Origin of the sequence: Bacteroides sp. AM23-12, from assembly GCF_003434395.1 — a bacterium.
Lineage (GTDB): Bacteria > Bacteroidota > Bacteroidia > Bacteroidales > Bacteroidaceae > Bacteroides > Bacteroides thetaiotaomicron.
In genome coordinates this window covers 1-15,985 of sequence record NZ_QTLF01000015.1, presented here as the reverse complement: position 1 = coordinate 15,985, position 15,985 = coordinate 1, and the positions used below count along the sequence as shown (strand labels likewise).

Here is a 15,985-nt window from a genome sequence, read left to right as displayed (position 1 = left end):
AATCAAAAGCTATCTTTGTTTTCAGTTATTTAAATAGGAAAGAGAATATGAAAACGCGTAGTGAAGTTTTTCAGTTTGAGAAAGAGTTGAAATGGGAGCACCCCGCTCCGGGAATCCGTCGTCAGATAATGGGATACGACGGACAGTTGATGATGGTCAAGGTAGAATTTGAGAAAGGAGCGGTCGGTACGTTGCATGAACATTACCACAGTCAGGCTACCTACGTGGCAAGTGGAAAGTTTGAACTGACCATCGGCGACCGGAAAGAGATACTGTCGACCGGCGATGGCTACTATGTAGCACCCGACGAACCGCATGGATGCGTCTGTCTGGAAGCGGGAGTATTGATAGACACATTCAGTCCCATGCGGGCTGATTTTCTGGAATAGTTCCTGATGAATGGTAGGTTACCGGATAATGATGGTATAAATTTACCACATATATGGTATTTCCTGTCAACAAAAACTGCACTATCTTTGTAATATCTTAAAAACAAAGGAAATTAAAAACAGATATATGGAAAAGATTGCAAGGAAATTGACGGATTTGGTAGGTAACACTCCGTTGTTGGAACTAAGTAATTATAATAAGAGTAACGGCTTGAAGGCTCGTCTGATCGTGAAAATCGAATCATTCAATCCCGCGGGCAGTGTAAAAGACCGCGTGGCATTGGCAATGATTGAAGATGCCGAAATGAAAGGCGTCTTGACTCCCGGCGCAACGATCATCGAGCCTACCAGTGGAAATACGGGAGTAGGATTGGCATTCGTTGCTGCCGCCAAGGGGTACAAACTGATTTTGACGATGCCCGATACGATGAGCGTCGAACGTCGTAACCTTTTGAAAGCTCTGGGAGCGGAACTTGTGCTCACTCCCGGTGCCGACGGAATGAAAGGGGCGATTGCCAAAGCGGAAGAGTTGAAAGCTGCCACTCCGGGCAGCGTTATCTTACAGCAATTTGAAAATCCTGCTAATCCCGCTATGCATCTACGCACTACCGGACTGGAAATATGGAGAGATACCGAGGGGAAAGTCGATATCTTCGTTGCCGGTGTAGGTACTGGCGGGACAATTAGCGGAGTAGGAGAAGCATTGAAGATGCGCGATCCCAGTGTGAAGGCGGTGGCGGTAGAACCTGCCGACTCTCCGGTACTGTCCGGCGGAAAGCCCGGACCTCACAAGATTCAGGGAATCGGCGCCGGTTTCGTACCGAAGACTTATAATGCTTCTGTCGTAGATGAAATTATTCAGGTGCAGAATGACGATGCTATCCGTACCAGTCGTGCGCTGGCGGAAAAAGAAGGGCTGTTGGTCGGCATATCTTCGGGAGCAGCCGTCTATGCGGCTACCGAACTGGCGAAACGTCCCGAAAACGAAGGGAAGATGATCGTAGCCTTATTGCCCGATACGGGAGAGCGTTATTTATCTACTATCCTGTACGCGTTTGAAGAGTATCCTTTGTAAAGGAACGTTTTTTTGAAAGAAATATAGAGAATAATCCTGTGGTTACTTGGCAAAACCGTATATTTGCCAAGTAACCATTTTTATTTAATACTATGCAAAACAAGACGTTAGGGATTCTGATGATTATTCTCCTGCTGTTTTCTGCCTGTAAAGATGAAGAAACTCCTCTCTCTTCAACGAAGCAATTAATCAGCTATTCGATTCAGAAGAGTGACAATCAAGGTAAAATTAAGAATGACGTGAGAGGTTCCATTAAAGGGAATGTGATAACGCTGTCAATGGATCAATATGATGACCTGAAGTCATTGATTGCTACATTCAAGTATGAAGGAACGTCTGTAAGCGTGAATGGAGTCGGGCAGGAATCCGGCATCACTTCGAATGATTTTTCCCGGCCGCTGATGATTCTCGTAGAAGCAGAAGACGGCAGCAGGGAACAATATACAGTCGAAGTTGTCTTGAAAGATGCGCAGGTGTTATCCGAATTTCGCTTTTTGAGAAAAGATAATGCTTTGCTGACTGCTGATGTCTCATGTACGATTGAAGATGAGACTATTGTATCTTCCTACACATTCCCACAATCGAAACTGATTCCTGTCTTTATGACTGATGCCGTGAAAGTAATGGTAGATGATGTAGAACAGGTCAGCGGTGTGACGGAAATTGATTTCGCCTCTCCGGTCACTTATCAGTTTGTGATGCGGAATGGAGAAGTAGTCCGATACATCCTGACGCTGGACTTTATCCTGATTCCTCAGTTTACGATCACGACAGAAGACCCTAGTATAACGGAAATACCAAGTAAGGATTATTATTTGAATGCGACTCTCACCGTGGATGGCAAGGGGATTTATGAGAACTATACAGGCAAGACAGAGGTGAAAGGAAGGGGAAACTCCACATGGGGATATCCGAAGAAACCTTACCGGTTAAAGCTTGATAAGAAATCTGAGATTTGTGGTTTGGGAAAAGCGAAGAATTATGTATTACTGGCTAATCATATCGATCCTACCTTGATGCTTAACTCAGTTGCCTTCAAAGTCGGGCAATTGCTGAATATTCCTTTCACCAATCATGCCATTCCGGTGGATGTGGTTCTGAATGGCAAATACAAAGGTTCCTATCTACTGACGGAACAGATAGAAATCAAAGAAAATCGTGTGGATTTGGATGAGAATAACAGCGTGATGTGGGAGCTTGATTCCTATTTTGATGAAGATCCGAAATTCAAGTCCGAAGCATTCAATCTTCCGGTGATGGTGAAAGACCCTGATTTGACTACAGAGCAGTTTGAGTATTGGAAGAAAGATTTTAATGCATTTACCGTGCAGTTTGCAAAGGAGCCGTTAGAAGGAAATATGTATGTGGATATGATTGATATTGAATCAGTTGCAAAATATCTGATAACCTTTAATTTGGTACACAATATGGAGATTAACCATCCGAAAAGTATCTTTATTCATAAAGAGGGGAAGGGTAAGTATGTTATGGGACCGATCTGGGACTTTGACTGGGCGTATGATTATGAAGGTAAAGAGACACATTTCGGGAGTTATGAAACTCCGCTCTTTTCTGATGATATGAATGGAGTGGGAAACGCTTTTTTCCGACGTTTCCTGCAAGATAGCCGGGTAAGGAAACTCTATAAAAACTTTTGGCAAGACTTTAAGTCTAATAAATTAAATGAGTTGTTGCAGTATATAGATGATCAGGCCAAGCTTATTAAACCATCTGTAACGAGAAATAGTGAATTATGGGAAAACACCCGTTCATTCGATGCAAAGGTGGTAGAGTTGAAGAATTGGTTAACGAATAGGGCAGAGTATATAGATGGTGAAGTAAATCAATACTGATAGAGTTTCATATATTAGCATTTCACTTCTCAGTCATTGATACTTGACTTTCGTTGACACTTGACTTCTCAGATAGAGGCTGACTAAAAAGTCAATAGTATCTTAAATGGGGGGTGGCTAAAAAGTCGGTTGTATCTTCATTCTCCTCCTTCGGGAAGGAGGAGTACCCGTAGGGGGAGGTGGTAGGTGAATACATAACTCTGTCATTTACAATAAAATAGGAACATACATCATTTTTCCTACCACCTCGGTCTTCGACCACTCCTCCTTCCGGAAGGAGGAGAGTGTAGATACTCCCGACTTTTTAGTCACTCCTTGCCTGATAGACTGACTTATAACATCATGAAAATACATGATTTTGCAAGTGATTCCATGAGGTTTGTACATCTCATGGTTTTTCGTCTGCCCGCAGACCGAAAACTTTTCCTGTCATCTGATCTACAGGTACTTTCCATACTTTGACATTCCGTACGGCAGGATCGGAATAGCTGAACTGATCTTTCGTGTAATGGCGCATGATAATGTCCAGTGCACGGCGCTTTTCCTCCATATCTTCTATGAATTCTACTTTTCCACGGCACATTGCACTCTCCGAGCGCATACTGTAGCTGCAAGCTACCTGCTTATGCTGATAGACAAGTTTGTGTCCGAGGCTGAACGTGATACACACGTTGTTATTATGTTGCAGCATTTCTATTTTTCCCCCTTCGGGACCGGAATGGAGGTAAAGAGTATCGTTTTCATAACCGAAGTTCATAGGAACTACATATGGATTGCCTTCCAGGTCCGTTATGCCTACAAAGCAGGCATCGGCTTGAAGAATAATGGATTCGATTCGTTGCTTGTCTTCGATAACGATTGTTTTCATTCTAATGTCAGTTTTTACAGGTTTGTGCCAAGCCTCTGGCACAGTTGTGCCATCGCATTGGCACTACTATGCCCCGCCTTTGGCACAAGCGTGCCAATAGGGTGGCACAGAAGAGTATACTATTAATTCGTTTTTACAGTACTTGTTTCTATTTCTCAATCAGCGCAAAGTCTAATTGCTTCTTCTCCAGATTGGCACGTGCCACACGGATAGTGATGGCATCTCCCAGACTATATATCTTGTTCTTACGGCGTCCCCGGAGGCAATAATTCTTTTCGTCGAATTCATAATAGTCATCATCCAGGTCACGGATCGGAACCATACCTTCGCATTTGTTCTCGTTGAGTTCAACGTAAAGCCCCCATTCCGTTACACCGGAGATCACACCGTCATAAATCTGTCCGAGACGTTCGCTCATGAATTCTACCTGTTTGTATTTGATAGAAGCACGTTCGGCATTGGCTGCAATCTGTTCCATGTTCGAACTATGGTCGCAGAGGTCCTCGTACTTGCTTTCGGATACGCTACGACCGCCATCCATATACTTCGTAACCAAGCGGTGCACCATCATATCCGGGAATCGGCGGATGGGTGAAGTGAAGTGGGTGTAATAGTCGAATGCCAGTCCGTAGTGACCAATATTGTGCGTAGAATAACGCGCTTTCTGCATGGCGCGGATGGATACGGTTTCAATCAGGTTTTCCTCCTTCTTGCCATGAATATCGTCCAGCAAATGGTTGATAGACTTTGATATATCTGTTTTCGTTCCGCTTGTACGTACCTTATAGCCGAAGCGGGCGATGAACTGTGACAGGTTTTCCAACTTTTCCGGATCGGGCAGATCGTGGATACGATAAGGAAGTACTTTAGGTTTCTTGTTTTTAGGCACTCGTCCCACTTTCTCTGCAACTGTTCTGTTAGCGAGCAGCATGAATTCTTCTACCAGCTTGTTGGCATCTTTGGATTCTTTGAAGTATACGCTGATAGGTTTGCCCTTTTCGTCGATTTCAAACTTCACCTCGTAGCGGTCGAAGTTGATAGCTCCTGCTGCGAAACGTTTCTCGCGAAGTGCTTTGGCGATGGTATCCAGCATGAGAACTTCTTCTTTAAAATCGCCTGTTTTCGTTTCGATGATCTGTTGCGCCTCTTCGTATGTGAAGCGACGGTCGGAGTTGATGACGGTATGTACGATGCGGGAGTCTCTTACTTCTCCTTTTTCGGTAATGTCAAAGATGACGGAGAATGCGAGTTTCTCTTCATTCGGACGCAGGGAGCAGATGAAGTTGCACAGGCGTTCGGGAAGCATCGGAATGGTGCGGTCCACCAGATAAACGGAAGTCGCCCGCTTCTCTGCTTCTTTGTCGATGATGCCGCCTTCTTTTACATAGTGAGTCACGTCGGCGATATGTACGCCTACTTCCCACAATCCGTCTTTGATGGGGCGGATCGAAAGTGCGTCGTCGAAGTCCTTGGCGTCTTTCGGGTCGATGGTGAAAGTCGTTACCTTACGGAAGTCTTCGCGTCTGGCTATCTCTTCCGGAGTAATTTCTGCGGGGATCTTATCAGCTGCTGTTTCTACCGCTTTCGGATATACGTAGGGCAGGCCGAACTCAGCGAGGATGGCGTGCATTTCTGTTGTATTGTCTCCTGCTACCCCGAGGATGTCGATCACTTGTCCGATAGGATTCTTTGCTTTGTCGGGCCATTCGGTTACTTTCACGATTGCCTTGTCACCAGTTTTTCCTCCTTTCAGCTTCTCTTTCGGGATGAAGATGTCGTTGGCAAGCGTACGGTTTTCCGTAACTAAGAATGCATACGACTTGGCTACTTCCAGTGTACCTACAAAGGTGTCATTGGCACGTTCCAGAATCTCGATGACTTCTCCTTCCGCGTCTTTATTCTTCCGCTTGGCGTAGAAAGTGATCTTTACTTTGTCATTGTTCATGGCATGTGCCGAATTGCGTTCGGCAACAAAGATCGGATCGCCTCCACCTTCGGGGATAAATGAGTTCTTTCCGTTGCTCTTGCGTTGGAAGGTACCGATCATCTCCGTTCCGTGATTGTTGAGGCGGAACTTTCCTTTTTCAATTTCGGAAATATAATCGTCATCTGAAAGGTCGTGTAACAGGTCAGCGCATAGCATTTTCTGCGGATGGGTAGTGAGATGCAACTCCGAGAAAATATACTTCATACTAAGCGTTTCGCTGGGTTTGGCATGGAAAAAGTCTATCAATAACGCTGCCAGCTCTTTCTTACTCATCCTTTTGCCGGCCTTTTTCTCTTTCTTTTCTTTCTTTTTCGCCATAATGTATAGAATTGATTTATTTGAAAATTCTTTGATGGGAGTACAAAGTAAACAAATATTTGAATTTGATAGTTATGAATTGGATAAAACTTTCGCTGACTTCGATAATTTCGTCCTTATTAAAATAAAAAGTATTCCTTCTAAGGTGATTTAGGAGGAATGCTTATAAGAGAGAATAATTGAGAAATGCAAAATGGCTTTTATTTTATATTTATTGTATCTTTGTAGCATCATTCTTTTCTTATACATTGAGGTTATAATTAATGGAGAGCATCTTAATAACAGGAGCAAGCGGATTTATAGGAAGTTTTATTGTCGAAGAGGCATTAAAACGAAAGTTTGGTGTGTGGGTGGGGATTCGTCCCACCAGCAGCAAAAAGTACTTGAAGAACCGGAAGATCCATTTTCTGGAACTGGACTTTGCTCATCCCAATGAATTGCGTGCCCAACTCTCCGGACATAAAGGAACCTATAATAAGTTTGACTATATCATCCATTGTGCGGGAGTCACGAAATGTCCGGATAAGAATACTTTTGATTATGTGAATTATCTCCAGACCAAATACTTTATTGATACCCTGAAAGCGTTGAATATGGTTCCGAAGCAATTCATCTATATCAGTACGCTGAGTGTATTCGGACCTGTACGCGAAAAAGATTATTCGCCGATAGAAGCCGGTGATGTCCCGATGCCAAATACTGCTTATGGTCTTAGCAAGCTTAAGGCTGAACTTTATATTCAGAGTATTCCCGGTTTCCCTTATGTTATTTATCGCCCTACAGGAGTTTACGGTCCTCGTGAACTGGATTATTTCCTGATGGCGAAGTCCATCCGGCAGCATGTTGACTTCTCTGTCGGCTTCCGGCGGCAGGACCTGACTTTTGTTTATGTAAAAGACATTGTGCAGGCCATCTTTTTAGGAATAGAAAAAAAAGTGACTAGAAGAGCCTATTTTCTGACTGACGGGAAGGTGTATAATAGTCGTGTATTTTCGGACTTAATACAAAAAGAACTGGGTAATCCGTTTGTTATTCATGTGAAATGTCCATTAATTGTGCTAAAAGTTATATCTTTGCTCGCTGAATTCATTGCAACACGTTCCGGCAAGAGCAGTACGCTGAATTCTGATAAATATAAAATAATGAAACAACGTAACTGGCAATGTGATATAACCCCTGCCATTAATGAGTTAGGGTATGCTCCCGAATATGACTTGGAGAAGGGAGTCCGTGAAACCATTGACTGGTATAAAAACGAAGGATGGCTTTAGACTTATTTAAGCGAGTGGAAACCCGGAAGGGGTTGTTTGCTGTGGAGAAGATAACATTGATTTATAATCTGTTGACCTCCATTTTGATTCTGTTCCTGTTTCAGCGAATGGATCATCCATGGCACATGTTGCTGGATAGGGCGATGATCGCTGCAATGACTTTTCTGCTGATGTATCTTTATCGGCTGGCTCCTTGCAAGTTTTCGGCGTTTGTACGTGTTGCTATTCAGATGAGCCTGCTTTCCTACTGGTATCCGGATACGTTTGAGTTTAACCGGTTCTTTCCGAATCTCGACCATGTGTTTGCCATAACCGAGCAGTTTATCTTCAATGGGCAACCTGCTATCTGGTTCTGTCATACATTCCCGCATCTTTTGGTCAGTGAAGCATTCAATATGGGATATTTCTTTTATTATCCGATGATGCTCATTGTGACGGTGTTTTATTTTATCTATAAGTTTGAATGGTTTGAGAAGATGTCGTTTGTACTGGTAACTTCTTTCTTTATCTATTATCTGATTTATATCTTTGTTCCGGTAGCAGGGCCGCAGTTCTACTTCCCAGCTATAGGTTTTGATAATGTATCTAAAGGAATTTTCCCGGCCATCGGCGATTATTTCAATAACAATCAGGAGTTACTTCCCGGTCCGGGCTATCAACATGGCTTCTTTTACAGTTTGGTAGAAGGTTCGCAGCAAGTGGGAGAGCGTCCTACGGCAGCTTTCCCCAGTTCGCATGTCGGTATTTCTACCATTCTTATGATTATGGCATGGCGTGGCAGTAAGAAGTTGTTTGCCTGTCTGATCCCTTTCTATATGCTGCTTTGCGGGGCTACAGTATATATTCAGGCGCACTACGTTATCGATGCGATCGTAGGTTTCTTCTCTGCATTCTTGTTGTATGTTGTGGCGACGTGGATGTTCAAGAAGTGGTTTGCGCAGCCGATGTTTAAGTAAAACTAATCTAAAAGAGAATTTACTTTTTCAGGAATTGTTTCGAATATCCGGAACAATTCTTCTTTCGTTTCTGCCCGCAACATGGCAATACGAGTCTCTTTAAAATTAGGAATCCCTTTGAACAACGGACTGGCAGCCAAGTGGCGGCGCACGTGCAAGATGCCCCTGCGTTCATCAAGCAGATTCACACTGTCAATCACTTCCTGGCGAAGTACCTCCATACACCATTCAAAGCTGAGTGGCGGCAATTCCTCCCCTGTTTCCAGATAATGCTTTACTCCCTTGAATATCCAGGGACGTCCGAAGCTGGCACGACCGATCATGACGGCATCTACTCCGTAGCGGTCAAAACACTCCTTGCAGCGTTGGGGCGTTGTCACATCTCCGTTGCCAATGATAGGAATGTGCATCCTTTGATTGTTCTTTACTTCTCCGATCAGTGTCCAGTCTGCTTCTCCGGTGTACATCTGCGCACGGGTTCTACCGTGAATGGTCAGTGCGGCAATGCCGCAATCCTGTAGTTGTTCTGCCAGATCTACAATGATTTTATTGTTGGCGTCCCATCCCAAACGGGTTTTTACTGTGACAGGTATTTTGACTGCGTCCACTACGGCACGGGTAATTTCCAGCATCTTCGGAATATTCTGCAGCATTCCTGCTCCTGCTCCTTTTCCTGCTACTCTCTTCACGGGGCAGCCGAAGTTTATGTCGAGAATATCGGGCTGCGCCTGCTCTACGATCTTCGCAGCTTCGACCATCGTTTCCGTATCTTTACCATAAATCTGAATAGCTACAGGGCGTTCTTCATCGCTGATACTCAGCTTCTGTGCAGTCTTGCTGACAGAGCGTATCAGTGCATCGCTCGATACAAATTCAGTATATACCATGTCAGCTCCGAACTTTTTGCACATCAGGCGGAAAGCTGGATCTGTTACGTCTTCCATTGGGGCGAGAAGGATGGGATGTTTTCCCAGGTCTATATGGTCTATTTTCATGTATATGATGAACTAAATGATTATTTCGCTGCAAAAATACGGAAAAAAGCCTACTTTTGCCTTTAATCACATACTTAACAATAATAGAATTATGAAAAAAGCTGTATTGGCAGTGTACTCGTATTGCTTATTTATGGTTCTTATTAGTTGCCTTATATTTTTGTTTAGGATGGCTGGGCACTCCGGGGTAAAGCCTTTCAATCGTTCCAGCTTGTAGCATTCTCGGAATAATTTTATTAACAAGATATTGCAATTTCTTTTGAGTATTTATAGCAATTTCTTCCATTGTTACGTAATCTTGCGCTATAGTAATTATCTGTGCTTGCAAATCTTCAAAACTTAATCTCTTTTTTGTTTGTCCTGAGCTCTCAACCTTTCCTTCTGAGCTCTCAACCTTTCTCTCTGAGCTCTCAACCTTTCCTTCTGAGCTCTCAACCTTTCTCTCTGAGCAGCTTTCTGAGATTCTAACTTTTCCTTCTGGCTCATTAACATGATATTTTGTTCCTCTTCCATTTCCTTTTGAAACTAAGAACCCCTCATTACAAAGCTTCTTCAGCATCTTTGTAATGTCCGAACGATGTTGGGGGACAATATATTGCAGTTGGCTGTTACTAATTTCGTTTTCGCTATAACAAGTCACTAAAGCTGTTAGCTCATCTTGTGACAAGCTCTCAACCTTTCCATCAAATAGTTCCTTTAGTTTAATTACCGCATCATCCGGTAATAAGCTGATCATAGGTAGGGTTAATTCTACTTTGTCAGGTCGATTGAATTCTTCAACATATGGTTTCTGCCAGTTAGCTTCTCTCCAGCCTTTTATTATCTTATTTACTCCACTTCCCGCTTTCTCTGAAAAGCCGATCAGCATAAACATTTTCTGTAGCGCCTTATTGCGACATACACTATCTCCTCCTTGATAATATTGTGCTTTGCTGACAAGCATTGTTCCGGGGTTTTTGAAACGATATTTATCGACCCATTGTTCAACGACAATATTTCCTTCTTCTGAGAAGTCGCAGTGAATAAGAGCATTGATAAATGCCTCACGTACTGCGATATGGGTAGGCGTTTCGTCAATGCGTATTCCATTTTTTATTTGAAAAGGTTTTGGCAATATGGCTGTCAGTTTGGGATATACTTTACGGTAGAACTGAAAAAGGTTGGCTTCCCAAGTGCCGTCCGGACAGATACGGTCTGACCATCTGAGAGAAATATCCGTTTCCAGATGCTCTCTATAATCCGGGAAATAGTTTGGCGCACATTCCGGATCTGTGATGCTTTCTGTTTTCCCGAACATGAGAATTCCAGCCAATGTGAATCCTTCTTCTTTGGTATGTCGGTCTCTGCGGTATGCTTCCAGTTTGGTTAAGAAGTCCAGATCATCTAAGCTAAGCCATGGGTGGGATGGCTTAAGGTTAGCAAAAAGTCGCCTGTATTGAATCAGTGTCTCTTTGTCAATATCGTCCATAGAATAATTGGACAGAATTCTTGAATCGCGTGGATGGCTTTCGTCTGAATCTGCAATCATGCGTCTGACTTCTGCATCCGTACATTTATAGTCACCTTCGTGATTACGCTTAAATGTATGTCCGCCAAAAGGATTTTTGGTTCTGTAGATAGGACGTTGTGTGCGACTTGCCCGGGGGACGTAAATCAGAAGAAGCCTTTTACCTTTATAAGATCCTTCATACAAATCTTTGTCCACAAGAAGGTTTTCATTTATACAATCCGGGTTGTTTGCTTGGTTCCAAAAGTCTTTTTTGTATTGGCCGATTTGCTCTTTGGTCAGTCCTTCAATGATAAACTGTTGCTTGTGTTCTTTGACACCTAGTACGATAATTCCCCCATCTGTATTGGCGAAAGAAGAATAAGTATCCCATAAACTATTAGGAAGACCATCTTTGGCTATCTTAAACTCTAAGTCTACAGTCTCCTCCTTCTGTATCAATGAGTCTATATAGTCAATAAAATCCCATTCTTCCAGGTCGTTTAGTATGATAGGTTTCTTATGGTCCATTTTTCTTTCTACTTGATTTTCTGCAAAAATACGTATTAATTCGTACCTTTGTACCCTCCTATCACATTTAAATGATAATCAGATAGTAAAATGAATATAAAAGATTTTGAAATAATGGCGCCTGTCGGTTCGCGTGAATCCCTTGCGGCAGCCATTCAGGCTGGAGCCGATTCTATCTATTTTGGTATAGAAAACCTTAACATGCGTGCCCGTTCTGCCAATACGTTTACCGTTGATGACTTGCGTGAGATAGCTCAGACGTGTGATGAACATGGAATGAAAAGCTATCTGACCGTTAATACCATTATCTATGATAAGGATATTCCTTTGATGCGTACCATTGTGGACGCGGCTAAAGCGGCAGGAATATCAGCGGTGATCGCTGCCGATGTAGCGGTAATGAACTATGCCCGTCAGATCGGTCAGGAAGTACACTTGTCTACTCAATTGAATATATCGAATGCGGAAGCCTTGAAGTTCTACGCCCAGTTTGCCGATGTCGTAGTGCTGGCCCGTGAGTTGAATCTGGAACAGGTGGCCGAGATTTATCGTCAGATTCGGGAAGAGAATATCTGCGGTCCGAGCGGAGAGCAGATTCGTATTGAAATGTTCTGTCACGGTGCCTTGTGCATGGCAGTCTCCGGTAAGTGCTATTTGTCTCTGCACGAAATGAATCACTCGGCCAATCGGGGTGCCTGTATGCAGGTATGCCGTCGTTCTTATACGGTTCGCGATAAGGAGACGGATGTGGAACTGGATATCGACAATGAATATATCATGTCACCGAAAGACTTGAAGACCATTCATTTTATGAATAAGATGATGGATGCGGGTGTGCGTGTATTCAAGATTGAGGGACGTGCCCGCGGTCCTGAGTATGTGCGTACGGTGGTGGAATGTTATAAAGAAGCGATAAAGGCCTATCTGGATGATACGTTTACAGACGAAAAGATTGCCGCTTGGGATGAACGTCTGAAGGCAGTCTTTAACCGTGGCTTTTGGGATGGCTACTATCTGGGACAACGCTTGGGCGAATGGACACGGAATTATGGTTCGGCCGCTACGGAACGTAAAATCTATGTGGGCAAAGGTATCAAATACTTCTCCAATATCGGTGTCTCTGAGTTCTTGGTAGAAGCTGCCGAAGTCAGTGTAGGTGACAAGCTGCTGATAACGGGACCTACCACCGGCGCAGTCTTTATGACACTGGACGAAGCGCGTGTCGATCTGAAGCCGGTAGAGACGGTAAAGAAAGGTCAGCGTTTCTCAATGAAATCAGAGAAGATACGTCCCAGCGACAAATTATATAAATTGGTATCTACCGAAGAATTGAAGAAATTCAAGGGACTTGATGTAGAACAGAAAAGAGGATAAACGATGAGCCAGTATATCTACGAATTGGAGATGAAGGTGCGTGATTACGAATGTGACCTTCAGGGGATTGTCAACAATGCCAATTATCAGCATTATCTGGAGCATACCCGCCACGAGTTTCTGACCTCGGTAGGTGTTAGTTTTGCGGCGTTGCATGAACAGGGAGTCGATCCGGTAGTGGCACGTATCAATATGGCTTTCAAGACTCCGTTGAAGAGTGGGGATGAGTTTGTCTCCAAACTGTATATGAAGAAAGAAGGCATCAAATACGTATTCTATCAGGATATCTTCCGCAAAAGCGATCAGAAAGTAGTAGTGAAATCCACTGTTGAGACGGTATGTGTGGTAAACGGACGTTTAAGTAACAGCGAATTGTTCGACAATGTCTTTGCTCCATACCTGAAATGACCGATAACGAACAAGAACAAATATATAGCATCGCTCTGACAATGGTGCCCGGTATCGGGCACATTGGAGCGAAACGTCTGGTAGAGGGCATGAAGAGTGTCACCGATGTGTTCCGCTTCCGGAAAGAACTGGCGCAGCGATTATCCGGAGTACATGAACGGGTGTCGGGTGCACTGGACTGTCCGTCAATTATTGCCCGTGCCGAACAGGAACTTGTATTCCTGCAAAAGAATCATATCCAGTGCCTGACTTTTCATGATGAGGCGTATCCTTCTCGCTTGCGGGAGTGTGAAGACGCTCCTGTTGTACTGTTCTATAAGGGAAATGCCGATTTGAACGCTCTCCATATCATTAATATGGTGGGTACCCGCCACGCTACTGATTACGGTACACAACTCTGTACTACTTTCCTCCGTGACTTAAAAACTTTGTGTCCTGACGTATTAGTTGTCAGCGGCCTTGCTTACGGCATTGATATCAATGCCCACCGGAGTGCATTGGACAATGACTTGCCTACGGTCGGCGTGTTAGCTCACGGACTGGACCGTATTTACCCTTCTCTTCATCGTAAGACAGCCGTTGAAATGCTTGATAAAGGCGGATTGCTGACAGAGTTTCCTGTCGGTACAACACCGGATAAACACAATTTTATCAGTCGCAACCGTATTGTGGCCGGTATGTGTGATGCTACGATTGTGGTAGAATCGGCTGCCAAAGGCGGCTCTTTGATCACAGCCGAGCTTGCGGAAAGCTATCACCGCGACTGTTTCGCCTTCCCTGGTCGTGTGACCGACGAATATTCAAAAGGATGTAACCAACTGATCCGTGACAGTAAAGCATCCCTTCTGTTGTCTGCCGAAGACTTGGTGGAGGCGATGGGATGGACGTTGGATTCACATCCGGCAAAGGTAGAGAATGTACAGCGCAGCCTGTTTCTGGAACTGACAGAAGAGGAGCAAAAGGTAGTCCATACGTTGGAAAAACAAGGAAACTTACAGATTAATACCTTAGTGGTAGAGACAGATATTCCCGTACATAAAATGAGTGCAATTCTCTTTGAACTGGAAATGAAGGGAGCCGTACGGGTATTGGCAGGAGGAGTTTATCAATTATTATAAATCTAATGACCAATCTAAAACAATTTGAAATGAAACGACATTTTTGGGCATTCATGGCAATAGTATGCCTGTTAGCCGTCCAGAACACACAAGGACAACAAATGGTTCCTGCACAGAAAATCTCCGCAACACCTGCCGCCGGCGCACAAATGACTCTTGCGCAAGCTGATGGGATTGCTTTTCGTGAACTTTCTTTTCCGGAGGCTTTAAAAAGAGCGGAGGTGGAAGACAAACTTCTTTTTGTCGATTGCTTCACGACTTGGTGCGGTCCTTGCAAGAGGTTATCCAAAGTGGTTTTTAAAGATTCCTTGGTTGCCGATTATTTTAACCGTCATTTTGTGAATCTGAAGATGGACATGGAGAAAGATGAAGGAGTGGAACTCAGAAAGAAATATGGGGTGCATGCCTATCCTACCCTTCTTTTTATTAATTCAAGTGGTGAAGTCGTATACCGACTGGTCGGTGCTGAGGATGCTCTTGAATTGCTGAAGAAAGTGAAGTTAGGCGTAGAGTCCGGTGGACTTTCGGGACTTAAGAAACGTTATGAAGCTGGTGACCGTGACTTGGCTTTTATCTCAGGATATATCAATGCGCTTTCTGCTGCCAACCGTGAGCAGGAGGCAGGACAGGTGGCAGCTGATTTCCTGCAGGGAAGAGAGCAGAAAATGCTGGAAGATGAAGATTACTTTTTGGTATTCTATTACTATGTGCATGATGTTAACTCTTCCGCATTTCAGTATGTGGTAAACCATCAGAAAGAAATTGCTGACAAATTTCCCCGTCAGGGTGCTTCTCTCGACCGCAGACTGCTCGAAGACTGGATAGCCGGTTCATATGCCTACCTGAAAGTGGACGAGTCCAATCACTGTACATTTGATGAGCAGGGACTGGATGCCTACGTGGCGAAGATGAAACAGATGAATGTGGCGGAAGCTGACATGATAGGCGAGAGTCTGCGCCTCAGCAGAGACGGTATAATGAAGCAATGGGATTCATTTGTGAAACGTGGCGATAAGATACTTGCTTCGCACACCATTTTGGGTGACGAAGGGCATTTATTGCAATGGGTGAACTGGCTCAATAAGGAATGTGCAGATATGTCATTGCGTGAGAAAGCTGCTCAGTGGTGTGATAAAGCCTGCGAAGAATTGATAAAGAAGAATGAGGAGATCAAAAAGAACTTGCCTCCCGGAGCTATTCCGGCCATCTCCATGGTAGACCATAAAGGGCAGTTACTACAAGTGGCAGAGAAGCTGAGAAAACTGATGCAACAAAGTTGAGACCCTGTAGGGATTCATAAATAAGAGGTTGAATTCTAAGTCCTCTCCAAACAATATCTATAAAATCTTACCCAAG

General features: G+C 43.9%; 13 protein-coding genes and 1 pseudogene. 9 read left to right on the top strand and 5 right to left on the bottom strand.

Annotated elements, in window-relative coordinates:
- Positions 1-47: 47 nt before the first annotated feature.
- The 3 genes from DW640_RS13580 to DW640_RS13570 all read left to right on the top strand — a co-directional run bounded on the left by DW640_RS13580 (position 48) and on the right by DW640_RS13570 (position 3,317).
- Positions 48-389, top strand: a complete 342-nt coding sequence (locus DW640_RS13580; RefSeq protein WP_011108621.1) for a cupin domain-containing protein — start codon at positions 48-50, stop codon at positions 387-389.
- Between the two features lie 127 nt (positions 390-516).
- Positions 517-1,464 carry a cysteine synthase A gene (gene cysK / locus DW640_RS13575; protein ID WP_117578474.1) on the top strand — a complete coding sequence of 316 codons (948 nt, stop codon included), beginning with the start codon at positions 517-519 and terminating at the stop codon, positions 1,462-1,464.
- 92 nt (positions 1,465-1,556) lie between these two features.
- Complete coding sequence (locus DW640_RS13570) at positions 1,557-3,317, top strand: CotH kinase family protein (RefSeq protein WP_117578472.1); 1,761 nt, start codon at positions 1,557-1,559, stop codon at positions 3,315-3,317.
- A gap of 207 nt (positions 3,318-3,524) precedes the next feature.
- On the opposite strand, the gene DW640_RS13565 is transcribed toward DW640_RS13570, so the two are convergent.
- From DW640_RS13565 to rnr, 3 genes are all read right to left on the bottom strand, one after another.
- Positions 3,525-3,704, bottom strand: coding sequence for a hypothetical protein (locus tag DW640_RS13565; RefSeq protein ID WP_074858359.1), 180 nt, complete (start codon positions 3,702-3,704; stop codon positions 3,525-3,527).
- A gap of 1 nt (position 3,705) precedes the next feature.
- Positions 3,706-4,185: a pyridoxamine 5'-phosphate oxidase family protein gene (locus DW640_RS13560; RefSeq protein WP_016269130.1), complete on the bottom strand. Its 480-nt coding sequence runs from the start codon at positions 4,183-4,185 to the stop codon at positions 3,706-3,708.
- Between the two features lie 148 nt (positions 4,186-4,333).
- On the bottom strand, positions 4,334-6,490 hold the full coding sequence (rnr, locus tag DW640_RS13555; RefSeq protein ID WP_008761713.1) for a ribonuclease R: 2,157 nt from the start codon (positions 6,488-6,490) through the stop codon (positions 4,334-4,336).
- Between the two features lie 263 nt (positions 6,491-6,753).
- Between rnr and DW640_RS13540 the strand changes: the two genes are divergently transcribed.
- Positions 6,754-7,761: an NAD(P)-dependent oxidoreductase gene (locus DW640_RS13540; RefSeq protein ID WP_113748022.1), complete on the top strand. Its 1,008-nt coding sequence runs from the start codon at positions 6,754-6,756 to the stop codon at positions 7,759-7,761.
- Complete coding sequence (locus tag DW640_RS13535) at positions 7,752-8,717, top strand: phosphatase PAP2 family protein (protein WP_008761715.1); 966 nt, start codon at positions 7,752-7,754, stop codon at positions 8,715-8,717. Before DW640_RS13540 ends, DW640_RS13535 begins: the two co-directional genes overlap by 10 nt.
- 2 nt (positions 8,718-8,719) lie before the next feature.
- Here the strand turns inward: DW640_RS13535 and dusB are convergent, their stop codons facing one another.
- Both dusB and DW640_RS13525 read right to left on the bottom strand, forming a co-directional pair.
- Complete coding sequence (gene dusB / locus DW640_RS13530) at positions 8,720-9,712, bottom strand: tRNA dihydrouridine synthase DusB (RefSeq protein WP_117578470.1); 993 nt, start codon at positions 9,710-9,712, stop codon at positions 8,720-8,722.
- 127 nt (positions 9,713-9,839) lie between these two features.
- Positions 9,840-11,755, bottom strand: a pseudogene (locus tag DW640_RS13525) (RNA-binding domain-containing protein).
- A gap of 64 nt (positions 11,756-11,819) precedes the next feature.
- Here DW640_RS13525 and DW640_RS13520 point away from each other — a divergent pair.
- From DW640_RS13520 to DW640_RS13505, 4 genes are read left to right on the top strand one after another with little or no spacing between them, the layout of a single operon-like run.
- Positions 11,820-13,103 carry a peptidase U32 family protein gene (locus tag DW640_RS13520; RefSeq protein ID WP_008761719.1) on the top strand — a complete coding sequence of 428 codons (1,284 nt, stop codon included), beginning with the start codon at positions 11,820-11,822 and terminating at the stop codon, positions 13,101-13,103.
- 3 nt (positions 13,104-13,106) lie between these two features.
- A complete protein-coding gene (locus DW640_RS13515) occupies positions 13,107-13,511 on the top strand; it encodes a thioesterase family protein (RefSeq protein ID WP_008761720.1) in 405 nt (134 codons plus the stop codon).
- Positions 13,508-14,629, top strand: a complete 1,122-nt coding sequence (dprA, locus tag DW640_RS13510; RefSeq protein WP_187323676.1) for a DNA-processing protein DprA — start codon at positions 13,508-13,510, stop codon at positions 14,627-14,629. Before DW640_RS13515 ends, dprA begins: the two co-directional genes overlap by 4 nt.
- 29 nt (positions 14,630-14,658) lie before the next feature.
- Complete coding sequence (locus tag DW640_RS13505) at positions 14,659-15,909, top strand: thioredoxin domain-containing protein (protein ID WP_117578466.1); 1,251 nt, start codon at positions 14,659-14,661, stop codon at positions 15,907-15,909.
- Positions 15,910-15,985: the final 76 nt, after the last annotated feature.